A 21,592-nucleotide genomic window follows, 5' to 3' on the forward strand; every position below is an offset into this window, starting at 1 on the left:
CCGGGCACTGTGATCGGAAACGAGGTCCTGCGCTGGGCGCTGACGGCACTGCTGCTGGCAGCGTCGCTGTACGCGTCCGTCCGCGCCGGCCGTAAGTCCCCACCGGCCGCCCGCGTCGGTCTCGCTCTCCACGCCGCGATGCTGGTTGCCATGATGGCGATGCTCCTTCCCGGACTCCGGTGGCCCGCACTCCCCCAGATCGTGTTCTTCGGCCTGGCCGCCTGGTGGTTCGCCCTCCGTGCCGTCTCCCGGCGCCGTGTGCCCGCCGGAGGACTGCCCGTTCCCGTCACTAGGCCACCTGGGTCAGTCTCCGGGCCGGAGCACTGCCGCCGGGCAGGGGGAGCCGGCCGTGGCGTCCTGCTCTACAACTCGCTGACTATGACGGCGATGGCATTCATGCTGGCGGCGATGGACCTCCACGTGGCCGGCGGCACGCTGGCGATTCCAGAAGCCGCGGGCCTTCCGGGCCAGACGCCGCACCACGGCGGCCCCGTCGTCGGGCTGTCCCTGTCGGGTTCCCTGCCCGGGGCGGAGCAAGGCTGGGGAAGCCAGCCCGCTCTCGCCCTGGCGCTAGCCTTCGGGGTTGCCGGAGCTGTGTGGGGCCTGCTCCTGTTCCGGCGGCTCCGCACTCCCGGCCGTCCGCGCAGCGGCGACGCATTCCTGGAGTTCGCGGGTTCGACGTCGATGGCCGCTATGTTCGCGGCGCTCGCGGTCTGAGGGTTGAGGACCTCAGCTGCGTGACGCGAGGCTGCCGGACGCGCCGGGCGTTGGCCGGCCGGGCCGCCGTCGGGCGTAAGCTCGTCCCATGGCGAGATACTTCGATGTTCACCCCGAAAACCCGCAGGCGCGCTCCATTAGCCAGGCCGTGGAGATCGTCCGTTCCGGCGGGCTGATCGCCTACCCCACCGATTCCTGCTATGCGCTCGGCGCGCAGCTGGGCAACAAGGAGGCGCTGGACCGGATCAGGTCCATCCGCCAGCTCGATGCCAAACACCACTTCACCCTGGTCTGCAAGGACTTCGCCCAGCTGGGCCAGTTCGTGCAGATCGACAACGACGTGTTCCGCAGCATCAAGGCCGTCACTCCCGGGAGCTACACGTTTATCCTGCCTGCCACCAAGGAGGTCCCCAAGCGGCTGCTGCACCCGAAGAAGAAGACGGTCGGCGTGCGCATCCCGGACAACCCGGTGGTCCAGGCACTGCTGGCGGAACTGGGCGAGCCGCTGCTCTCCAGCACGCTGTTGCTGCCGGACGAGGAAGAGCCGCTGACCCAGGGCTGGGAAATCAAGGAACGGCTCGAGCACGTGGTGGACGCGGTGATTGACTCCGGCGACTGCGGCGCGGAGCCGACGACCGTGATCGACTACTCCAGCGGCGTGGCCGAAATCGTCCGGCGCGGCATGGGCGACCCGTCCAGGTTCGAATAGGCGCTCTGGCGGCCCTACGCGGTCTCGGCTGAGGCGGGGGCGCCGGACGCCCGGTTTCGCAACCAGCGGCGCGACAGGTCCACCGCAGCCACCAGTCCCGCGAGGGGCGTGAGCACGGCCGCGGCGTAGACGAACAGCAACCAGCTCAGCGTGGTCAGCAGCGTCTGGTGATTGCTCAGCAGGGAGAGTCCGCCGAAGAGCCCGATGGCCCAGAACAGAACCACTCCGGCGAGCACAGCGGCTGAGGGAAAGTACTCGTTCGTGACGGTGCTTTTTACGGTGCTCTGCAGAATTCTCAAGGTTTTCATTGGACCCTCCTCATACCTGGCGGTGGGGGAATGTCCGCCGGGGTCATTCCAAGTATGGGGCCGGCCAAGCCCGGATTTTTGACGAATGACCGGCACGTGACGAAGCTAACTCGGCGGCTGGATGGGGGCTCGGAGGCGCCGCCGAATCGTCCTGGCTCTTCTGGCCGGGAAGCCGGCGTCCTGGGATGGAATCACGACGCCGCTCCGGGGCAGGAGCCGGGGCCAGGCCCGCTCAATGACGGCCCTTCTGGCCCCGGGTTATGGTTCTGCTTGGTGATCGACGGGTGTTTCCGGGCCGCACCCGAGCTCGTCGACCGGACCTACGTTGATTACGCGGAAAGGGTTCCGCCCTGCTACTGATCCCCCTTCCGGGCCCCGGTTGGAGGGACTCCATTGCGGCGGCAGAGAACCGACCGGGGCTAAGAACTTCGGAAGCGGGCGCCGATCGTCAAAGGCGCTGTGCGATCCACGTCTGGAGCGCGCCGAGGCTCCACTCCGGTGCCCGCACCAGGATCAGTTCCCGGTCCTCCCGGAGGACCTCGTTGATGCCGGCCTCGCCGGACAGCTGGCGGACAAGCCGGTCGACGTCGGCCGACCGTTCGTGGGCGATCTCATCGCCCAGGCCGATCTCGAAGTCGTAGCCGCCCGGTTCGTCACGGACGTCTTCGATCTCGAAGGGCGGCTCTGCTGGCGTCGCCTCCGCGATGCCGCCATCGCCTTCATTTAGCTGCTCGATGAGATCCCGCGCATACACGGCCATCGTATCGTCCGGCGACTCCCGCACCCCCAGAAGGACACCGCATGCGTGGACCATAGGAAAGCCGGGCAGGAAGTTATGGCTCTCGCCCGTACCGCTAACCAGGACCGGGTGGTTGTTGAACTGGTAGCGCTTGTGGCGGTCTCGCGCGATCTCCCACCGTGCCAGCGGCGCACGGTCCAGCACCACAGCCGCGAGGTACGACACGAGACCGTCCATCAGGGTCAGGGACTCCAGGGACAGGACCCCCTCCTCCTCGACTGTGTACCGTTCCCACGACGGCCACGCCTCCCGCGGCACGGAGGCGGGGTCCGTCGCGCCGGGAGCTTCCGGGCCGGTGAGGCGGGACAACACCCAGCGCCATAGAGGAACAAAGCTCTCGGGGGTGCCGTCGAGGAGCGCGGCCGGGTCCTGGCCGTCGGCCACCAGCCGCTCCCGGAGCCGCGACAGGGCAGGGCCGCGTTCGTCGAGAAACTCCTGGAGGGAGGCGGCAGCCTCGCTTTTGGTCAGGTCGCGATAGTTAGTCATGGCAGATGAATAACGTACCGCGCAGGCCGGTCCCCATCGCGACATTTCCCTGGATTACATCGCAAATACGGTCACTTAATGGGACAGGCATCAGGAACAGAACCCATCGGCCTCTTCAGCTATGAGGGCTTGGGCCGCGCGCGTACGTGCATCCGCTCGCCCTGCTGTCCAAACAGACTGATGAATTCGACGGGCCTGCCGTCGGCGCTGGCAAACCAGTGAGGTGTGCGGGTGTCGAATTCCGCGGCTTCGCCGGCGCGAAGTTCAAAGTCCTTGTCGCCCAGCACCAGACGCAGTCGTCCGTTGAGGATGTAGAGCCATTCGTAGCCTTCGTGAACACGCGGGTCGGGCTCTGCCCCGCGTGCATCACCGTTGAGCACCATCTTGAAGGCCTGCAGTCCGCCTGGGCGGCGCGTGAGAGGAACAGCCGTCATGCCGGCATGGGTGATGGGCCGGAGATGAATCCTCGGATCCCCGGTGGGCGGGGCGCCGACCAGATCATCGAGCGGAACACCGTACAACCTCGCGAGGGGCAGCAGGATTTCGAGGTTTGGCCTCCGTTGGCCGGATTCCAGGCGGGACAAGGTGCTAACAGATACCCCGGATGCGGAGGACACATCTCCGAGAGTGAGGTTCCGTTCCGTACGGAGTGCCCGAAGCCGGGGGCCGACCGCCCCGAGAACATCGTCAACTTCATTTTCCATACCCATACTTTGCCATATCGGCAATCATGTTTGTCAAACTTCGCTCATGCGAGCGAAGCTGGTTTAACCGCCCAGGGACGCTGGCGGCGAACTTTCAGGACGCGACGAAGGACAAACCTGTATGGAGAGCACAAGGTATGACGTGGTAATTGTTGGCGGCGGCGCGGCGGGACTCAGCGCGGCCACGACGCTGGCCCGGGCGCTGCGCTCGGTGCTGGTCATCGATTCCGGAACCCCACGCAACGCAACTGCGGCGGGTGTCCACGGATATCTTTCGAGGGACGGTATGAACCCCGGGGAACTTCTGTCCATCGGACGCAGCGAAGTGCTCTCCTACGGAGGAACGGTCATCGACGGCGAAGCCGTTTCGGCGCGGCGGACCCCCGACGGATTCGAGGTGATGCTCGGAGATGCCCGCCGGTTCAACGGCAGACGCCTCCTCGTCGCCACCGGCTTGACAGACGAGCTGCCTGCCATCGACGGGCTGCGGGAGCAATGGGGACAGGGCGTTGTGCACTGCCCCTACTGCCATGGCTGGGAAATCCGCGGGCAACGGATTGGAGTGCTGGGCACGGGCCCGCTGTCCGTCCACCAGGCGCTGCTGTTCCGGCAGTGGTCCCGCGATGTCACCCTTTTCCTCAACGACACCGTGGAACCCACCGACGAGGAATGGGACAAGCTCGCCGCCCGGTCCGTGACGGTCGTCGACGGCGCCGTGGCTTCCATTGACGCTGTCGATGGTGTCCTCACGGGGCTCACGCTCAGCCAGGGCTCCTCGTTCGACGTGCAGGCTCTGGCCGTCGGAACACGGATGGAGGCCAGATCCGCGCTTCTGGAATCACTCGGGCTCAGTTCTCAGGTGCACCCGTCGGGGGCAGGACGGTTTATCGAGACCGACGCTATGGGTGGTGCGACCGCCGCCCACGGCGTGTATGCGGCGGGCAATGTCTCCAACTTAATGGCTCAAGTGATCACCGCGGCGGCCGAAGGTGTCATGACCGGCGCACGGATCAACGCCGACCTCATCGAAGAGGAAACCCGGTGGGCCGTCCAGGGGCGCTTCGGCCCCTTCTCGGCCGCCTCCGAAGCAGCCGTCGCTAACATCGTGCTGGGTCACCGACGCCACGGCCTTGATGATGGGCCGAACGCCGCCGGCATGGGCCCTGCGGCCCCAGCAGAACGTTGATCAGCATGGATCACCAGCCCCACCAGACGCGGCACAACGGCCACCAGCCCCACCAGCAATCCGGCAGTCAGGACCAGCACCGCGTCCTCGACCTCGACGCCGAGGTGTTCGGCGACCACCTCGCAGCTGTCCTGGACCTGACCGGGGTGCCGGCTGCCCGCAGCGTCGTTGACCTGGGCGCCGGCACCGGCGCAGGGAGCCGACTGCTGCGCGGGCGCTACCCCGACGCCGCGGTGACGTGCATCGACAACGACCCGGAGATGCTCGGGTTGCTGCGCGGGCAGGGCTTCGCTGTGGTCGAGGCCGACCTCGACGACGGCTTCCCGGCGCTGTCCGGCTCCTTGATCACGGCGGATGCCGTGGCCGTGGCCGAGGCGCCGGCTGATCTGGTGTGGGCATCGTCGTCGCTCCACCACGTCGCCCACCCCGCCCGGCTCCTGTCCGGGGTCCGCCGGGCACTGGCGCCCGCCGGGGTCCTGGTCGTCGTCGAGCTCGCCGCTCTGCCCCGCTTCCTCAGCCTGCCGCGCGAAGCGCTGCTGGAACAGCGCTGCCACACCGCTGCGGCGGCCGAGGGGTGGAACCAGCACCCGGACTGGACTCCGGTCATCGAGGCCGCCGGGTTCCGCGTCACCCGGTCCGAGGTGACGGAAGTACGCTCCCCAATGTCGGCGTCAAGCGCCAACGTGGTTCCGGACCCAGCCCTCTGATCGAGGGCCTGCCACGGCCAAGTTCAACTCCCTTCTATCAAGCTGCCCAGTGGTGACATGATGGGCGCATGAGCCGAGTCACGTGCGATCTGACCATCTCCCTCGACGGGTTCGCCGCCGGTCCGAACCAGAGCAAGGCGGAACCCCTGGGCGAGGGCGGGGAGCTCCTGCACCGGTGGCAGTTCGAAGAACCCGAGTCCAATGCAGCCGAGCGCGAAGGCATCCTCGCGGCCGGCGCCTTCATCATGGGACGGAACATGTTCGCAGGGCCCGGGGCGTGGGATGAGAACTGGCGGGGATGGTGGGGCGAGGAACCGCCGTATCACGCGCCCGTGTTCGTTCTCACCCATCATCAGCGGGAGCCTTTGGAAATGCAGGGCGGCACCACGTTCTACTTCGTCACCGGGGGGATCGAATCTGCGCTGGCCCAGGCGCGGGAGGCCGCTGGGAGCAAGGACGTGGCCATTGCCGGAGGAGCGCAGACCGTCCGCCAGTACCTTTCGGCGGGGCTGATCGACGAACTGAGGCTCCACATCGCGCCGATCGTTCTGGGAGCGGGCGAGCGTCTGCTGGACGGCGTCGCGAACCTCAAGCTTGAGCCGACGGAAGTGAGCGGTACCAAGCTCGTCACCCACGTGCGCTATCAGCTAGTCCGCTGAAGGCTGACGCTCAATCCCCATGCGTTACTTAGCGGATGTGACGGTGCCCCCGCCGGGCCCTGGGTGATCGTAGGAATCTTGGCACGGATCACCAGCCAGATGCCGAGACAGAGCATTCCGCAAAGTCTTTTGGTCGACCTCCGCATAGGTTTTCACCGAATTCGGTCCCTCCTGCTGGAAAGTTGATCCCGCTGGTGTATCCGAACGCTGGCGGTAGGGTTTCTCGTATCCGCAGCTACTCGGTCTTTGGGAGACGACGATCATGATAGGAACCGCAGCCGAGTTGCCAGGCCCTCTGATGCCGTCCTTCGGGATCCTAGGATTCTTTTTAATGGTGAACGTCGCCCTATTCATTGGCGCATTGATCAGTATCGCGCGGACTAGGAATCACACGACCGGAAGCCAGGTCGTTTGGGCATTGATTGTGTTTGCGTTGCCGGTCATCGGAGCGTTGACGTGGTTTCTGATTGGGCGCAGATCAAAGAACACTGCCGCTTTGAAACAGTAGGGACCAACTAGTTTTCCGTCGAATCTCCGCCGCCTCGGCCGCAGTTCTGGCTGTCGCGGCTCGTCACCCCAAATGCGAAGCGGCAGTTCCTCCGTCAGGGTTCTGATGCCGGTGATGCGGTCCAAATACACCGTCTGGATTTCAACAAGCCGGCGCCCCGTCGGGAGGATGCCATGGAAGAGCAACGTCATGCTGGACGTGGACGGGGTTTCATTGGTGATCTGGAGTTCAACGTCACCCTCGACGTCGTGTTGAACGGCTAGAGCCAGCATGCTCTCGCTCTGCCAAATGTCGGCTACTCGGTCAACTTCCGGAACAGTTGGATCGTCTTCCGTTATCAAGAGCATCAGGTCATTCGGATACGACGCGGTGGTCTTCAATAGGTGGCTCATAGCGAGGGACTCCGTTGAGCGTGAGTGAGCGCGCCGGCAAGGAATGCTTCCAGTGTCGCAAGAAGCTGGCTCTAATTCCGGCTCGGCGCGGCCGGAATTCCACACGCCGACGGCTACGACCGCTCAAGGGCGCGAGGGAGGGTGCGTCCAAGATCAGAAAGTCTCGGTCTTTCCTCCTCCCACAGGCCAAACAGCCCAGCCAAGCCGTGAACTTTCAAGTAGTCGGCCTCTTCGGCGAAGACCGGTGTGGCGTCGAGGAAGACGACGTGATTGCCATTTTCCAGTGGCAGCGGAGGAATGAAATCGTCGGTTCTTTCCAGCATCAGCCATGACTTGAACGGAAGTCCATCGATGATGCAACCATCCTCGGCTGTCACCAGGTGACCGGGCTCCACGAAGGTTCCGTCGGAAACCAAGTCATTGGCCATCACGGCGAAAGCCGATCTGAACGCGTCAGTTCCAGACGAGACGCCGGTGAAGAGTTCAAACCCGTGTTCCCTTGCCAACATTCCGTGTATCAGCGCATGGAGTCCCAGGGTCGCGTAGATATGCACGGGCAGGCGAGATGACCCTTTGGGCCACTCGAGTACGCCGATCGTGCCGGGCGCGTCGACGAAGCGCATGTATTGCGGCTCGCCGCCGATGTGCGCCCGGTAGTGAGCATCTACGGCATCTATGTTGTCCAAATCCATTACCCCCTGTTGTCCTTGACCAGCCCCAGCATAAAGTCTCCACACAACGCACCGCTCCAAGCGGTAATCAGGTAGGTCCTGGATGCTGGCGGAGTTCAGGATCCGTTGGGATCCTGTCGTTCGCAGCGGCTCATTCATTGCATGCAGTTAGGCAAAGTCTGCTCAATGTCAGCACTCGGAGCTACACTGGATGCATCGAACATATATTCGAATAAAGGTGTGTTGTGGGCGTAATCATCGGGCCCCGCGTGATAGACGCGGGCACTTCTCTTCTCTCGGTCCTGATCTCGCCGGTGCCCGTCGCCGCCGGATACCCGTCACCGGCCCAGGACTACTTCGACGGCCGCATCGACCTCAACGAGCACCTCATCAAGGACATCACCAGCACCTACGTCGTGCGGGTGTCCGGCGACTCCATGGAGGGCGCGGGCATCAGCGACGGCGACGAGCTGATCGTCAACCGTGCCCTCGAGCCCCGCGACGGCTGCGTCGTCGTCGCAGTCCTCGACGGCGAACTCACGGTCAAAAGGCTGCGCCTGACGGCGTCGGGCGTGGTGCTGCAGGCGGACAATCCCCGCTATCCGGATATCCGGGTCCCGGGCCTGTCCGATCTGGTCATCTGGGGCGTCGCGACCCGCTGCCTGCACCATGTGTAGGGCCGGCTCCGGCCGGGGCAGCATCGCCCTGGTGGACGTGAACTGCTTCTATGCCAGCGCCGAACGTGCCTTCGACCCCTCCCTGGAGGGCCGCCCGCTCGTGGTGCTCTCCAACAACGACGGCTGCGCGGTGACCCGCTCCCCCGAGGCCAAGGCACTCGGGATCCCCCTCGGCGAGCCCTGGTTCAAGCTCGCACCCCGGGCCAAGGAATGGGGGCTCGTCGCACTGTCCAGCAACTACGAGCTTTACGGGGACATCAGTGCCCGGGTGATGGAACTCCTCGGGCGCTACTCGGCCTGGCTGGAGATCTACAGCATCGACGAGGCGTTCCTGGGCGTCAGCGGCACCCCGGAGGAGCTCCACCGGCTGGGCCACACCATGAAAACGGCGGTCCGCCGGAACGTCGGTGTCCCCGTCTGCGTCGGCCTCGCCGGCACCAAGACACTGGCCAAGCTGGCCAACAAGTGGGCCAAACACAATCCGGCGTTCGACGGCGTCTGCCACTGGGAGGCCGTGCCCGTGGCCCAGCAGGAGAAGCTGATGGCGGGCCTGTCCGTCGTCGAACTCTGGGGAGTCGCGGCGCGGCTGACCAAACGGCTCAACGCCCTGGGAATCCACTCGATCCTGGACCTCGCGCGAGCGGACCCGGTCACGATCCGGGACCGTTTCTCTGTGGTGCTGATGCGGACCGTCCTGGAACTCCGGGGAACTGCCTGCATCCCCTTGGAGGAGGAAAGGGTCGGCCGCGACCAGCTGATCTTCAGCCGTTCCTTCGCCACCCCGATCACCACCGGCGCCGGGCTGCGCCAGGTCCTCGGCGTTTACGCCCAGCAGGCCAGTGCACGGCTGGCCAGGCACGGACTGCAGGCAAAGGTGCTGACCGCGTTTGCCGCCACGTCCCACTACAGCCAGCACGCCAGCTCCTACCCTTCGGTGTGCGTCCCGCTGCCGATGCCCACAGCTGACCCGGTCCTCCTGGCGAGGGCGGCCTACGCGCTGCTCCCCAGGGTCGACGACGGCCTCCGGTACGTCCGCGCGGGGATCATGGTCACCGATCTGCGCCCCACCGGAAACCAGGCGCCCCTGGCGATCTTCGAGAACCCGCACGAGGAACGCGGCATCGGCTCGCTGCTGGAGCAGGTCAGCCGCAGGTACGGGCGCGGCTCCATCGGGCTCGGCCACGCCGGAATCCGGGGCGGGCCGGACTGGACCATGAGACGCGACATGCTGTCCCCCCGGTACACGACCCACTGGGCCGAGCTTCCCGTCGTCAAAGCCGGGTGACTGCCCGGGACGGCCGCCAGCAGCCGGGTACAGACAGGGGTCAGCCGGTCCTAGCCAGCGCCTGCTGCAGAAAGGAGTCGAGGACCCGGCCGGCGTTCTCCTGCATGCGCCGGGTCTCCTCGGCGGCAAGCTGCGTGCACTTGGGTCCGTGCAGCCGTTCGCCCAGGTAAAGCAAGGCCGCCAGGACCTCAGAGAGCTCGGTGTTTCCTTCAGCGCGCTGCCGCAACAATCTCAAGTGGGCCGCCTGCAGGGCCGGGCCCGGGGCGCAGCCCAGGTCGCGGTCGAACAGCCGGCGGCAGCGTTCATAGGCGGACAGGCCCTCCACGGGCAGCCCCGCCTGCTCATATCCCGCGACAAGGATGGTCCACGCACGTTCATTGAGCGGCTCGGACCGGACGGCGGTCTGTGCCAGCGAAATGGCGAGCTCGGGTTTGTCGAGGAATGCTGCGGTCTCTGCCGCGAGAATCAGGGCGGCGACCTTCTCGGCTGCGTGGCGGGTCCGCGCCTCCTCTGCCCAGTCGGCGTCGAGTTCGAAGCCCAGCAGCGGCTCTGCGGCCAGTTCCAGGGCTTGCATCGAGAGGGCATGCGCCTCGGCCGGCGCGGACCGCCGGGCCGCGCGGACGAGACCGTGGAACTCCGACAGATCGAGCTCCACCAGCTGTGGATCGAGCACGTAGCCGCCGTTCGCAGTGCGGAGCGGACCCGACTTGGTGTTGCCTGGCTGGATCGCCCGGCGAATGCCGCTGACGTAGCTCTCCAGGGTGGCGACCGCGCCGTCGCTGGCCTGCGGTCCCCAGAGAAGCTCCACGAGGCGGGTCTTGGACACGGGTGTCCCCAGACTTAGTAAAAGGATCTCCAGAATGTGCCGCGGCTTGCAGCCTCCCATGTCCGCTGCCCTGAGTACTGCGCCATTTCGCCGGACCTCGAATGTTCCGAATAGTCGCACCGAAATTGCCGGTGTGGAACCGCCCACTTTATCCACCATGATCTCCGATTTCCCCAGGCATCATTTATTCGTATTCGGAGAGCCAGAAGGAATTATAGGAACGCCGTGCTGAGACTCACTTCCTTCGGCTTTCTAGGAAAACCGTGACACGCCAAATGGGGCGCAACAAGGAATGCAGCTACCCGTTCCCTAACCGCGCGGAAAGTCGGGTACACCCTGGAGGACCGCCAAGTATCCGGCACAAGTTATGCGAGTACAGGAGCTGTCGGGCAAGTATCTTCAGTCACAGCTGCCGCCAACTCATCGGGTAGGCGGCTTTATCACTCCCTGTAAACAAAGGCCAGGAACATTGCCGCCGGCCGGAACGCTCCGGCGGTGGCGGGCGGCTGCTACTTCTCGGTCATTTCCTCAGGGACGGCGAGTACCCGCATTTCCGTTCCGTCACGCAGCACCGCCAGCTCGAGCGGTACGCCAATTGCTTCGGCAAACAGCAGCTTTTGCAGACTTTCCGCATTGGAAACGGCCTTTTCGCCGACGTTGATAAGCACATCGCCCGCCCGGAGTCCCGACCGCTCGGCGGGTGAACCGGGCAGTACCTCAACGACGAGCAACCCTTCGCGGTGCCCGGTCCGGACCACTGCACTGGGCTGCAACTGGACCGGGGTGTTGACGAGGCCGAGATAGGCCCGGCGGACGCGGCCGTCCTTCAGCAGCGCCGCAATGATCCGGCGCGACGTGGCGTTGACCGGAACAGCCAGACCCAGCCCGGCGCCGGCCACCGCGGTGTTAATGCCAACGATTCTTCCCCGCGAGTCGGCGAGTGCCCCTCCGGAGCTTCCCGGGTTGAGGGCAGCGTCAGTCTGGATGACGTCCTCAATCATGCGCCTGTTACGACCGGACCAGACCGGGATGGAACGGCCCAGTCCGCTGACCACACCGGCGGTCACCGAGCCCGAGAGTCCCAGGGGGTTTCCGACGGCTATGACCAGCTGCCCGACCTTGAGCGACTCCGCATCGCCAAGCTCCGCCGGGGCCGCGGTCGGGGCCCTGCCGTGAACAACAGCCAGGTCCGAGAGGGGATCCGAGCCGACCACCTCCACCGCAGTGCGGGTCCCGTCGGAGTACACCGCACTGCCGCGCTGGGCACCACCCACCACGTGAGCGTTGGTGAGGAGGTACCCGTCCGAAGTGAACAGGACGGCGGAGCCGGCGCCCATGCGGAACTGGCCGTGCCGGCCGGCGCCGCCCACTTCGAGCGCTGCCACGTGGGGGGTCACAGCAGCGGCTACGCGAATGACCGTTGCAGAGTATGAATCGAGCGGGTCCTCGGACGCCTCGGCGGCGGGGACCCGATTGGTGGCAGTGGCCACAGCGCACCTCCTGAATCTGGTACTTATTCAAGTCAACCACCGGCCTGTCCGGGGTAGTCCGGCGCTCCCTACGCCCTCAGAGAAATACCCCGGATGTCATGCCACCCGGGCGGCGGTTCATGCTGCAGGCAATCCGCCGCTAGGCTCAGAGGATCAGCCTTTCAGCAACAGGAGAACCTACGTGAACCCAGCGTCCGCTTCACCCGATCCGCTGCCTGCGCTGGGCCTAAGCTGGGGCATCAAGCGCAGCTTCATCGACTACATCACCAGCCTGCCGGACGGGTCCGTTTCAGCGACCGAGGGTGCGACGGTGGCCGGGTCGTCCCTCTTCTGCTTCAGCCCAGAATCGTCCGACTACGACGTCGCCCGCGGCACCGGCGTGCTGCGCTTCCGGGGTGACGTCCGGCTCGCCGGCCACCACGGCATGCTGCTGGTCCGGCTGCTGGACCCGTGGATCACTTTCACGGGCGGCAGCGGCGTGCTCTCCATCAGCACCGGCGACGGCGGCGGCCATGACCGCACCGTCGTCGCATTCCTCAGCCCGTCGAAACCCCGGCTCACCGACGGCTCGCTGGTCTGGGACCACGTCGACGTCGTCATCTCCCCGGAAGGGTCAGACCTCTTCGACGGCCAGTATGCCGCCGGGCAGCCGATGGATCCGCTCTTCATCCGGGTCACCAGCTAGCCCTGGCGTAGTCAGTCCTGGGGCTCCTAAACGTCGCCGTGTGCTTGTGGCACCGGGGCAGCGGAACCGAACAACCACCCGGAGACGTCGCTGCGCAGGACAAAGTGAGGTCCGCCCGTGGCGCTGACGCTTCCGGTGGGAACGTAGTACCCACGTCCCGCGCCCGGACCGCCCGCTGCGCGGTCGAGGGCATCGGTGAGCTGCCTCGGCAGATGCCCTGCCGGGCCGAGGGCCCGGAGGCCGTCAAATTCCTCTGGCGTGAGCCTCCCGAGTACTGCGGCGATATCGGCCATCACGGATCCCTTCTGGCGGACGGTGCTTGAAGAATCAGCCTAGGACCGCGGCATGAACGGCACGTGAAATCCGGACGAAGATCGTCGAACACCTGCACGGCCCCGGCGGCAGCCGCGCACCGGTGGCGGTTTCGCTGGTGTGAGTGCCGGTGTTGTGAGTGTCACTGCAGGCAGTCCCCGTACACCCAGCCAATTAACGGATAGATGCTGTACCGTTCTATCCCGGGAAACCCAGAACAACGGAATCGAGAATTAACCAGGTGGCAACCGACTATGACGAAGTCCGATCCGACGTTGCGGAATCACGCAACGCCTCGCTGGAGGCACTTCGCTCCGCGAATGCTCCGGACGCCCGGAGCGTAACCCGCGAGCTCGATGAGGCTGACACCTCCGAGGGCGTGGAACTGCCGGGCGCCGACCTGTCCGGCGAGGAACTGACGGTCACCGTCATTCCGCAGAAGGACGACGAGTTCACGTGCTACTCCTGCTTCCTCGTCCGGCACCGCTCGCAACTCGCCCGCGAGAAGGCAGGGCATTCGTACTGCGCTGACTGCATGAGCTAAACGCCGCTTCACATTTCGGCCACAACGCCGCCGCGAATGCCTGGCCCGGACACGTTCCGATACGCTCCTCTTTGACGATGCGGCGCCTGCCGGCACGGAGCCGGAGGCGGGAATCATGCGGAACTGGACCACCAGGCCGGAGGACCCTCCGGGCGTGGCTGACGCCGCCGCGGATGGCCAGTCTGCTTTTGACAGCTCCGGGACCGGTACGTCCGGGTCCGGAGCTGTTGGGGTTGGCGGCGGAACCCCACACCCAGGGCGCGGCTGGAGTCTGAAGACAGAATGGTCGAGGGCCTTCGCCCTGATGCTGGTGGCGCTGCTCGTGGGGGCTCTGGCAACAATTGTCGGCGTCCGGGGCGTTGCGGACCAGGTCCAGGAAACGGCCGCCCAGCTCCAAAATGTGTCGGATACCGTCGCGGAGCTGCGCTCCGCCCTCGACGCCCACGAACTGGCCGGCCACCGGCTCCTGTCCGGCGCCCCGGTCGACCGGCCGGCGTTCCTGCAACAGCAGCGGGACCTTGCCCACCGCTTCGATGACGCCATCCTGTCCCTGCCGGCGGAGCGGGACATGGGCGCCGCCGCGGGCGAGGCCCGCGCGGAGTGGCAGAACAGCCTCACGGAACACGGACTGTGGGATGACCAGGTGCAGGGCCTCACGGGAAACCGGGTAGCGGAGTCTCCAGGGCTCGCCGCGTCCGGCGCCGGCGTCCGTTCCCTGCTGGATGGGATCCAGCGGTCAGCCCTGGAATCGATGGAATCCGGTCTGGCCTACAGCGCCGAACTCCAGCAGATGGTGATCGCAGCCCGCAGCGCCTTGTTCGGGCTGGCGGCTGCCGGCGTCGTCTACTTCCGCAGCCGAATGGTCAGGTTCCTGATCCGGCCCATCGAGGGCCTGCACAGCGGCGTTCTCAAACTGAAAACCGGCGACTACAGCCACCGTATCGCCGTCGTCCGGCACGACGAACTCGGCGAACTGGCCACGGCGTTCAATGCCATGGCCGCCGCGGTCCACGACAGCCACCAGGTGCTGACGCACCGCGCCACCCATGATCCACTGACCGGACTGGCCAACCGTGCCGCGTTGACGGGGCGTCTCGCGGCCACCTTCAAGCCCGGTTCAGAACCCAGGTTCCGGCACGAGGGCCTGCTGATCATTGACGTCGACGACTTCAAGGATGTCAACGACTCACTCGGGCACGACGGCGGAGACGCGCTTCTGGTTCAGCTTGCCGGCCGCCTGCAGGGTTGCGTGCGGGCCCACGACCTTGCCGCCCGCCTCGGCGGGGATGAATTTGCCATCGTTGTCGCGGACGACGCCGACGGATCCGTCACAGCCGCTATCGCGGAACGGATTCATGACGCGCTGCGGCAACCGTTCTCCGTCGGTGACGTGCGTTTAAGGTTTCAGTGAGTATGGGTGCCGCGCTTCGTCAGCCCGAAACCGGAGAGCCCGCCGAGCTCTCGCGGCAGGCGGACTTCGCCATGTACATGGCCAAGCAGGGCGGCAAGGGACGCTACCAGCGCTTCGATGCCGAGGGATACGACAGGATGGCGCAGCGCGCAGCCCTCCGCGCGGATCTTGCCACCGCGGTACCAAGACGGCAACTTCAGCTCGAATACCAGCCAGTGGCCGAGCTGCGCACCGGCGAAATCGTGGGCGTGGAGGCGCTCGTGCGTTGGAACCACCCCACGCTGGGGCTGCTGCAGCCCGGGGAATTCATCCCGCTGGCCGAAGAGACCGGAGACATCGAAGCGATCGGCCGCTGGGTGTTAAGCACCGCCAGCCGGCAAGCCGCCCGGTGGCGGACCGCGATGAGCCAATGCGGAAACCTTTGGGTCTCCATCAACCTCTCCAGCCTTCAGCTGCCCAGCCCGCGGAACCTGGCCGCGATTGAGAGCATCCTGAGGGATCCCGCTTCGCAGGCGGACAAGATCGTCCTGGAGGTCACCGAAACGGCGCTGGCCAGCAGCGTCGACGGTGGCATTACCGCGCTCAACCGGTTGAAGAGCTTTGGGGTCCGCATCGCCATCGACGACTTCGGGACCGGCTATTCGTCGCTGAGCACGTTGGCCGATCTGCCCGCGGACATCCTTAAGATCGACCGCTCATTCCTTGCCGGAGATGACACCGACGGACTGTCCGCCGCCCTGCTTGAGGGCATCCTGGGGCTGGCGCAGAAGCTCAACCTGGATGCCATCGCCGAAGGCATCGAGGACCCCGCGCAACTGGCTCTGCTCCGCGGCCTGGGTTGCCGCCTGGGGCAGGGATACCTGCTCTCCCGCCCCGGACCCGCGCGGGCGATCGAGGCCCTCCTCGCCGCGGATGCCCGGCTCCAGCCACCGCCTGAAGGGCAGGCTTGAGGGCCGGCGTCAGACTCGTGAGGCGGCTCGCCGTCCGGCCTTGAGCAGGCGCAGTCCGCTGGCCAGGACACCGACGTGGCTGAAGGCCTGCGGGAAGTTCCCCAGGAACTCGCCCGTTTCCGGATGGATCTGTTCCGGCAACAATCCCAACGGGTTCGCGCGGCCGCAGAGCGTCTCGTACAACGCGTAAGCCTCGTCGAGCCGGCCCTGGCCGGCCAGGTTGTCCACCAGCCAGAAGCTGCACAGCAAGAATGCGCCCTCGCCTCCCGGCAGCCCGTCCGGGGACACCTCGGGGAGGTAGCGGTAGAGCAGTCCGTTACCGGCGTCCAGGCCCTCGGCTACGGCCTTGGTGGTGGCGACCATCCGCGGGTCGTCGAAGGCTATGACGTTGCGGACGGGCAGCGTCAAAAGTGCCGCATCGAGGCCGCCGGTGCCGCCGAGGTGTTCGGTAAACGTCTGCAGTTCAGGGTTCCACGACTGAGTCAGTGCGGCCTCGCGGATCTCCTTGGCCGCGGCTTCCCACCTCCCTTTCGGGTACGGCAGCCCGTGCTTGCGGGCAATCTGGATGGCCCGGTCCACGGCGACGTAGCAGAGCGCAGCAGAGTAGGTGAATGGGCGACCCGTGGACCGGATCTCCCAGGGTCCGCTGTCCGGGGTCCGCCAGCTGCTGATCGCCAGTTCAACGATGGGGACCAGCGCGGCCCAGAGCCGTGCGTCCACGCGCGCGCCGCTGCTCGACCATTGGTAGGCGATATCGATGATCTCCCCGTAGACGTCGTGCTGCTGCTGGTGGATGGCGCCGTTCCCCCACCGGACCGGCGCAGAGCCGCGGTAGCCGCGCAACAACGGGTCCTGGACCTCCTCCGGCGGCTGCGAGCCGTCCAGGGCGTACATCACGTGAGGTACGCCATCCCTCTCAACATTCGTCAGCACCCAGGCGAGGAAGACCTCCGCGTCGCTGCGGTCACCGATGCGCCGGAACACGTAATTCGAGAAGGACGCGTCGCGCACCCAGGTGTAGCGGTAATCCCAATTGCGCGGCGCTCCGGGCCACTCGGGCAGGGAGGACGTCGCGGCTGCCATGATGGCGCCCGTCTCTGCGTGGTCCAGCAGCTTAAGGGTCAGCGCCGAGCGCTTCATCAGCTCCGCCTGGGAACCCTGGCAGTCCAGCGCGGAGGCCCAGCGCCGCCAGGCGGCCACTGTCTGATCGATGAGTTTCCTCGGATCCGGATGCTGCCGGAGCCGGAACCGCCCGGACCAATGCAGGGTTGCCGTGATGGTCTCCCCGGCCCGCAGCGTCAGCTCGGTGGACAGTCCCCGCCCGTCCGGTGCCAGCTCCACCGACGTCCACAGATAGACTTCCGACACACGGCCGCTGTGCCAGTCGAAGCGCCAGCCGCCGGCGAGCTCGTCAAAGGTGACGCCGGTCTTGGGCTCCAGCCGGATACGGAGGCGCACGTCGCCTCCCACGGCCTGGACGTGCCGGAGCAGTTCGCTGCGGCCGGCGGGCACGGGTTCGACCAGGTCGGCGCCGGAGCGAAGGCTCAGGCAGTCCGTGATCTGCAGGGTGCCGCGGTCCGAGGCAAGCGTGGTGACCAGGACGCAGGAGTCCTCCATGTACCGTTGCGCCGCCGAATGGATGGAGACCGGCGCGATCTCAAAACAGCCGCCGTTCTCCAGGTCGAGGATGCCGGCGAGGAACGGCGGGCTGTCGAACTCCGGGATGCACAGCCAGGAGATGGCGCCGTCGCGGCCGACGAGGGCGCAGGTGGACCCGTCGCCGATGAGACCATGATCCTCGATGGGCAGGTACCCGTCCCGGCGAACCACCGCGCGCATGTGCGCCGCAGGGAACACGGTTGCGGACTCCTTCACTCTCCTGAATGCCTTGCCGTATTTATTCTCCTCCTGACCGGGCGCGTAGACCACAAATTCGACGGCGGCACGTTGATCGGGCTGTTGACCCGCGTCCTAAGGCCATGCTGCGCGGTGCTGTGCCGGGAATCCGGGCCGCGGGTCAGCGCCGGGAGCGCTGCGCCAGCGCGGCATCGAGAACCGCGAGCAGCTCCGGGGTGCGACGCTGCACGCTGGACGCGTACCGGGTATTTTTTCGAAGGAACTTCTTGATGAACGGGCACACCGGGACAATCTTCAAACCGGCGGCGACCGTCTCGTCGAGGGCATGGGCCGCGAGCCGTCCGGCGAGCCCCTGGCCGCCGTACTCCTCGTCGATGGCGGTGTGGTAGAAAATCCGGTGGCCCTCGCCGTCGTCGACGTAGGCTGCCTGGCCGATGACAGTGTCGCCGTCGAGCACCTCATAGCGCGATCGGTCCGGGTTGTTGCGGATGGTGATGGCGGTCTGCATGGGTCTCGTTTCAGAGTGGGATTTGCGCTCGGGCCGAGCAGGCTGTGGACGGGCTCAGCGACCTGCTTCAGTCGCGGGGTCGCAGCCGGGCGTTGGGGAGTGCAGGCGCCGGCAGCGGCGCGGGTTCACCCGCGGGGAAAGTGCCGAAGCGCAGGCCCGCGGTTTCCGTCCGGGCGGCAGCGGGTGCGTCCTCGGCGCCGATTTCCGCCTGCCACTGTGCCCGGTATTCGACGATTTCTTCATGGCTTCGTCCCACGAAGTTCCACCACATCACGATCTGCTCGCCCAGGGGTTCGCCTCCGATCAGCAGCACGCGCAGCGGTTCGACGCCGGCTACCAGGGTCAGGGAGGTCCGCCCGGCCGGCAGGTAGGCTAAGTGGTCCTTGGCGACCGGGTGGCCATCCACCATGAGGACTCCGGCGTCAACCAGCAGCCCGTGCTCAAAGGTCGGCTCGGCGTCCAGGTTCAGCGTCGCCCCCGCGTCCAGCAGGATTTCAACGCCGAGCAGCGGTGTGTGGGTGGTGACCGGCGAGGTGGACCCGGCCAGGGTTCCCAGGAAAACGCGCATGACCCAGCCGGGTCCGGACAGCGGATCGGGGCGGTAGTGCTCAAAGGTGGGCTCCATCTGGCGGGCACTGTCCGGCAGGGCCACCCAGAGCTGCGCACCGTGCAGCACGTCGGTCCCGGGGGTGGAGAATTCCGAGTGGCTGATGCCCCGTCCGGCGGTCATCAGGTTGACCTCGCCGGGCCGTACCGCGGCGTGGAAACCGGCCGAGTCTCGGTGCTCAATCTCGCCGGTGAACAGCCAGCTGACCGTCTGCAGCCCTGTGTGCGGATGGCGCGGCACGTGCATGCCCCCCGATTCGCCGACACGGTCCGGGCCGTAATGGTCAAGAAAGCACCAGGCGCCGATGAGGCTCCGCTGGCGCTGCGGCAGCGTGCGTCTGACGTCCATCGCCCGCGGCCCGCCCAGCGGGACCTGCCGGGGCACCAGAACTTCCACGCCCACGCAGCTGTCATCGGTTTCGCACAGGATCTCCTGGGGTGCCACCTCGGTGTTGCTCATAATGACAGCCTAGCCATCGCACCGCGGTATCCGCAGCCCGTGCAGCCGTCATGATGGAGTTATGACCATCCCCGAGTTACCCGTCACGATCAGCGTGGGCGAGTCCGCCGTTTCAGGTCTTTACGCCCGTCCCGGGACGACGTCGGCGACCCTGGTTGTCGCCCACGGGGCGGGGGCCGGCATGGAACACCCGTTCCTGGCCGGGTTCACCCGCGCCCTGAACGGGCTGGGAATCGCCACGCTCCGCTTCAACTTCCCCTACCGGGAGGCCGGGCGGAAATTCCCCGACAAGCCTCCGGCAGCGGTTGCGGCCTGGCGTGCGGCCATGGCCGACGCCGCTGCCCGGTCGGCGGGCGAACCGCTCTGGGCCGGGGGCAAGTCCTTTGGCGGACGGATGGCCTCGATGGCGGTTGCCGAGGGGATGCCCGCGGCCGGACTCATCTACCTCGGCTACCCGCTCCATCCCCCGGGCAAGCCGGAGAAGCTCCGCGACGAGCACCTCTACGGGCTGAGGCCACCCATGCTCTTCCTGCAAGGCACGCGCGACCCGTTTGCCACGCCGGAACTGCTGGAGGCCGTGGCGGCAAGGATTGGTCCGACAGCAACACTGGAGTGGCGCGACGGCGGCGGCCACACCTTCGATGTCAAAGGGTCCAGGCGCAGCGCTGAGGAGGTCGGCGCATCACTGGCGGGACCCGCCGCGGCCTTCATCGCCGCGCACCGCCCCGGGTGAGGCATCGGCATCCGCGGCGTCAGATCCAGGCGGTCCTGCGCAGCGGCGGTTCGTCGCCGCCGGGCCGCTGCACCAAGATCTGGTTGACGCCGGTCATTCCAGACTCGAAACCCAGGGCACTGGCGGCCATGTAGAGCCGCCAGACCCGGGCCCGGCCCTCGCCGGCCAGCCGCACCGCCTCGCTCCAGTTCTCCTCGAGGTTCCGCACCCAGGCCCGCAGGGTCAGGGCATAGTGCCGGCGCAGGGCCTCGACGTCGAGGACTTCCAGTCCGCCGGATTCCAGCGCTCCCACCATCTCCGCCAGGGCCAGCATCTCGCCGTCCGGGAACACGTAGCGCGGGATGAAGGAGTCCGGATCCGGGGCGGTGGGCCCCGCGTTCCAGGAAATGGCGTGGTTGAGCAGCCGGCCGCCGGGCCGGAGCAGGCCGTGCAGCCTGGCGACGTACCCGGGCATCTGCTCGCGGCCCACGTGTTCGGACATGCCGATGGAGCTGATCGCGTCGAACGGCCCGTCGGCAACGTCGCGGTAGTCCTGGACGCGGATGGACACCCGGTCGGTCAGGCCGGCGTCCGCCACGCGCTTGCCCGCCATGGCCGCCTGTTCCCCCGAAAGAGTCACGCCCACTACGTCGACTCCGTAGTTCTGCGCCGCGTGGAGGGCGAAGCTCCCCCAGCCGCAGCCGACATCCAGCACCCTCATGCCGGGCTGCAGCCCCAGCTTGCGGCAGACCAGATCGAGTTTGGCGTCCTGCGCGGCTTCCAGTCCGGTGCCTTCGTCCTGCCAGACCGCGCAGGAGTAGACCATCGACCGGCCGAGGACCAGGGCGTAGAAGTCGTTGCCGACGTCGTAGTGGTGCGAGATGGCCGCAGCGTCACGCTGCCGCGTGTGCCGCCGGCCGGCGCGGACGATTCTGGCTTCCTCCGGGGGTGGCGCCGGATTCGGGCCCAGCGCGCCGAGTAGGGCGGCGTTCTTCAGGATGGTCGCCAGTTCGCGGACAGTGGGACGCCGGAAGGGCCCGGGCTCGGTGAACTTACCGGTAGAACTCAGGGCCGCGAAGCTCGCGAAAACGTCGCCCGGCGCGTCGATGTCCCCGGCAACGTAGGCGCGGCTGAGGCCGAGCTGCCCGGGCGACCACAGCATCCGGCGGAGCGCCCGCCGCGAGCGGAACTCGATGACCGGAGCGCCGGCGGGGCCGGCCTCCGAACCGTCCCAGGCCTTCAGCCGCACAGGAATCTCCGCCGTGCCCAAAACGACGGAGAGCACTTCCGCCAGCCGTGGTGCCACCCCGGTCTTTTTGCCCATGATCATGACCTTTCTTCCGGCGCCTTAGTCCGCTTCCAATCTATTTCGGCGGTCCGCAGACGAACAGGGGCCGGATGGCCCTGCCGCGTTGTGTTTCCG

General features: G+C 66.7%; 23 protein-coding genes and 2 pseudogenes. 13 read left to right on the plus strand and 12 right to left on the minus strand.

Going from position 1 to position 21,592, the window contains the following annotated elements; translation table 11 throughout:
• Positions 1-9 precede the first annotated feature (9 nt).
• Both J2W14_RS15380 and J2W14_RS15385 read left to right on the plus strand, forming a co-directional pair.
• Positions 10-717 (plus strand): DUF5134 domain-containing protein, encoded by a 708-nt coding sequence (locus tag J2W14_RS15380; RefSeq protein ID WP_307464091.1) that lies wholly within the window; start codon positions 10-12, stop codon positions 715-717.
• A gap of 88 nt (positions 718-805) precedes the next feature.
• Positions 806-1,426, plus strand: a complete 621-nt coding sequence (locus J2W14_RS15385; RefSeq protein ID WP_307464092.1) for an L-threonylcarbamoyladenylate synthase — start codon at positions 806-808, stop codon at positions 1,424-1,426.
• Positions 1,427-1,440: 14 nt separating this feature from the next.
• Here the strand turns inward: J2W14_RS15385 and J2W14_RS15390 are convergent, their stop codons facing one another.
• From J2W14_RS15390 to J2W14_RS15400, 3 genes are all read right to left on the minus strand, one after another.
• Complete coding sequence (locus J2W14_RS15390) at positions 1,441-1,734, minus strand: hypothetical protein (RefSeq protein ID WP_307464093.1); 294 nt, start codon at positions 1,732-1,734, stop codon at positions 1,441-1,443.
• Positions 1,735-2,182: 448 nt separating this feature from the next.
• The gene (locus J2W14_RS15395) at positions 2,183-3,019 is read right to left on the minus strand and encodes a hypothetical protein (protein ID WP_307464095.1); all 837 of its coding nucleotides are present in this window, start codon (positions 3,017-3,019) and stop codon (positions 2,183-2,185) included.
• Positions 3,020-3,138: 119 nt separating this feature from the next.
• Positions 3,139-3,723 (minus strand): helix-turn-helix domain-containing protein, encoded by a 585-nt coding sequence (locus tag J2W14_RS15400; RefSeq protein ID WP_307464370.1) that lies wholly within the window; start codon positions 3,721-3,723, stop codon positions 3,139-3,141.
• A gap of 121 nt (positions 3,724-3,844) precedes the next feature.
• Here J2W14_RS15400 and J2W14_RS15405 point away from each other — a divergent pair, with 121 nt between their 5' ends.
• The 4 genes and pseudogenes from J2W14_RS15405 to J2W14_RS21250 form a co-directional block, all read left to right on the plus strand.
• On the plus strand, positions 3,845-4,909 hold the full coding sequence (locus J2W14_RS15405; protein WP_307464097.1) for an NAD(P)/FAD-dependent oxidoreductase: 1,065 nt from the start codon (positions 3,845-3,847) through the stop codon (positions 4,907-4,909).
• A gap of 5 nt (positions 4,910-4,914) precedes the next feature.
• Positions 4,915-5,616 (plus strand): class I SAM-dependent methyltransferase, encoded by a 702-nt coding sequence (locus J2W14_RS15410; protein WP_307464099.1) that lies wholly within the window; start codon positions 4,915-4,917, stop codon positions 5,614-5,616.
• Positions 5,617-5,684: 68 nt separating this feature from the next.
• Positions 5,685-6,275 carry a dihydrofolate reductase family protein gene (locus J2W14_RS15415; RefSeq protein WP_307464101.1) on the plus strand — a complete coding sequence of 197 codons (591 nt, stop codon included), beginning with the start codon at positions 5,685-5,687 and terminating at the stop codon, positions 6,273-6,275.
• Between the two features lie 331 nt (positions 6,276-6,606).
• A pseudogene (locus J2W14_RS21250) lies at positions 6,607-6,690 on the plus strand (hypothetical protein); the annotation flags it as partial.
• Here the strand turns inward: J2W14_RS21250 and J2W14_RS15420 are convergent.
• Both J2W14_RS15420 and J2W14_RS15425 read right to left on the minus strand, forming a co-directional pair.
• Complete coding sequence (locus tag J2W14_RS15420; protein WP_307464103.1) at positions 6,663-7,163, minus strand: hypothetical protein; 501 nt, start codon at positions 7,161-7,163, stop codon at positions 6,663-6,665. The pseudogene J2W14_RS21250 and the gene J2W14_RS15420 overlap by 28 nt on opposite strands.
• A gap of 125 nt (positions 7,164-7,288) precedes the next feature.
• Entirely contained in the window at positions 7,289-7,867 is a 579-nt protein-coding gene (locus tag J2W14_RS15425; RefSeq protein ID WP_307464104.1) for a suppressor of fused domain protein, read from the minus strand.
• Positions 7,868-8,091: 224 nt separating this feature from the next.
• Between J2W14_RS15425 and J2W14_RS15430 the strand changes: the two genes are divergently transcribed.
• Both J2W14_RS15430 and J2W14_RS15435 read left to right on the plus strand, forming a co-directional pair.
• Complete coding sequence (locus tag J2W14_RS15430) at positions 8,092-8,523, plus strand: LexA family protein (RefSeq protein WP_307464106.1); 432 nt, start codon at positions 8,092-8,094, stop codon at positions 8,521-8,523.
• Positions 8,516-9,808 (plus strand): Y-family DNA polymerase, encoded by a 1,293-nt coding sequence (locus tag J2W14_RS15435; protein ID WP_307464108.1) that lies wholly within the window; start codon positions 8,516-8,518, stop codon positions 9,806-9,808. Before J2W14_RS15430 ends, J2W14_RS15435 begins: the two co-directional genes overlap by 8 nt.
• 40 nt (positions 9,809-9,848) lie before the next feature.
• On the opposite strand, the gene J2W14_RS15440 is transcribed toward J2W14_RS15435, so the two are convergent.
• Both J2W14_RS15440 and J2W14_RS15445 read right to left on the minus strand, forming a co-directional pair.
• Positions 9,849-10,793: an AfsR/SARP family transcriptional regulator gene (locus J2W14_RS15440; protein ID WP_307464110.1), complete on the minus strand. Its 945-nt coding sequence runs from the start codon at positions 10,791-10,793 to the stop codon at positions 9,849-9,851.
• A 350-nt stretch (positions 10,794-11,143) separates the two neighbouring features.
• A complete protein-coding gene (locus J2W14_RS15445) occupies positions 11,144-12,124 on the minus strand; it encodes a S1C family serine protease (RefSeq protein WP_307464112.1) in 981 nt (326 codons plus the stop codon).
• 181 nt (positions 12,125-12,305) lie between these two features.
• Here J2W14_RS15445 and J2W14_RS15450 point away from each other — a divergent pair, with 181 nt between their 5' ends.
• A complete protein-coding gene (locus tag J2W14_RS15450; protein WP_307464114.1) occupies positions 12,306-12,809 on the plus strand; it encodes an HtaA domain-containing protein in 504 nt (167 codons plus the stop codon).
• Between the two features lie 26 nt (positions 12,810-12,835).
• Here J2W14_RS15450 and J2W14_RS15455 read toward each other — a convergent pair whose 3' ends face one another.
• Positions 12,836-13,102 (minus strand): hypothetical protein, encoded by a 267-nt coding sequence (locus tag J2W14_RS15455; protein ID WP_307464115.1) that lies wholly within the window; start codon positions 13,100-13,102, stop codon positions 12,836-12,838.
• A 260-nt stretch (positions 13,103-13,362) separates the two neighbouring features.
• On the opposite strand from J2W14_RS15455, the gene J2W14_RS15460 reads away from it, so the two are divergent.
• From J2W14_RS15460 to J2W14_RS15470, 3 genes are all read left to right on the plus strand, one after another.
• Complete coding sequence (locus J2W14_RS15460) at positions 13,363-13,665, plus strand: DUF4193 domain-containing protein (RefSeq protein WP_024367177.1); 303 nt, start codon at positions 13,363-13,365, stop codon at positions 13,663-13,665.
• Between the two features lie 304 nt (positions 13,666-13,969).
• The gene (locus J2W14_RS15465; protein ID WP_307464118.1) at positions 13,970-15,076 is read left to right on the plus strand and encodes a diguanylate cyclase domain-containing protein; all 1,107 of its coding nucleotides are present in this window, start codon (positions 13,970-13,972) and stop codon (positions 15,074-15,076) included.
• Between the two features lie 2 nt (positions 15,077-15,078).
• The gene (locus J2W14_RS15470; protein WP_307464121.1) at positions 15,079-16,026 is read left to right on the plus strand and encodes a putative bifunctional diguanylate cyclase/phosphodiesterase; all 948 of its coding nucleotides are present in this window, start codon (positions 15,079-15,081) and stop codon (positions 16,024-16,026) included.
• Between the two features lie 9 nt (positions 16,027-16,035).
• On the opposite strand, the gene J2W14_RS15475 is transcribed toward J2W14_RS15470, so the two are convergent.
• The 3 genes and pseudogenes from J2W14_RS15475 to J2W14_RS15485 form a co-directional block, all read right to left on the minus strand.
• Positions 16,036-17,901, minus strand: coding sequence for a glycoside hydrolase family 15 protein (locus J2W14_RS15475; RefSeq protein ID WP_307464123.1), 1,866 nt, complete (start codon positions 17,899-17,901; stop codon positions 16,036-16,038).
• A gap of 142 nt (positions 17,902-18,043) precedes the next feature.
• Positions 18,044-18,394: pseudogene (locus J2W14_RS15480) on the minus strand (GNAT family N-acetyltransferase); the annotation flags it as partial.
• 64 nt (positions 18,395-18,458) lie between these two features.
• A complete protein-coding gene (locus J2W14_RS15485) occupies positions 18,459-19,457 on the minus strand; it encodes a pirin family protein (RefSeq protein WP_307464124.1) in 999 nt (332 codons plus the stop codon).
• Between the two features lie 61 nt (positions 19,458-19,518).
• Here J2W14_RS15485 and J2W14_RS15490 point away from each other — a divergent pair, with 61 nt between their 5' ends.
• Entirely contained in the window at positions 19,519-20,190 is a 672-nt protein-coding gene (locus J2W14_RS15490) for an alpha/beta hydrolase family protein (RefSeq protein WP_307464126.1), read from the plus strand.
• A 19-nt stretch (positions 20,191-20,209) separates the two neighbouring features.
• Here J2W14_RS15490 and J2W14_RS15495 read toward each other — a convergent pair whose 3' ends face one another.
• Positions 20,210-21,493 (minus strand): class I SAM-dependent methyltransferase, encoded by a 1,284-nt coding sequence (locus J2W14_RS15495; protein WP_307464128.1) that lies wholly within the window; start codon positions 21,491-21,493, stop codon positions 20,210-20,212.
• Positions 21,494-21,592: the final 99 nt, after the last annotated feature.

This window comes from Pseudarthrobacter oxydans (genome assembly GCF_030812335.1).
Taxonomy (GTDB): Bacteria; Actinomycetota; Actinomycetes; order Actinomycetales; family Micrococcaceae; genus Arthrobacter; species Arthrobacter oxydans_B.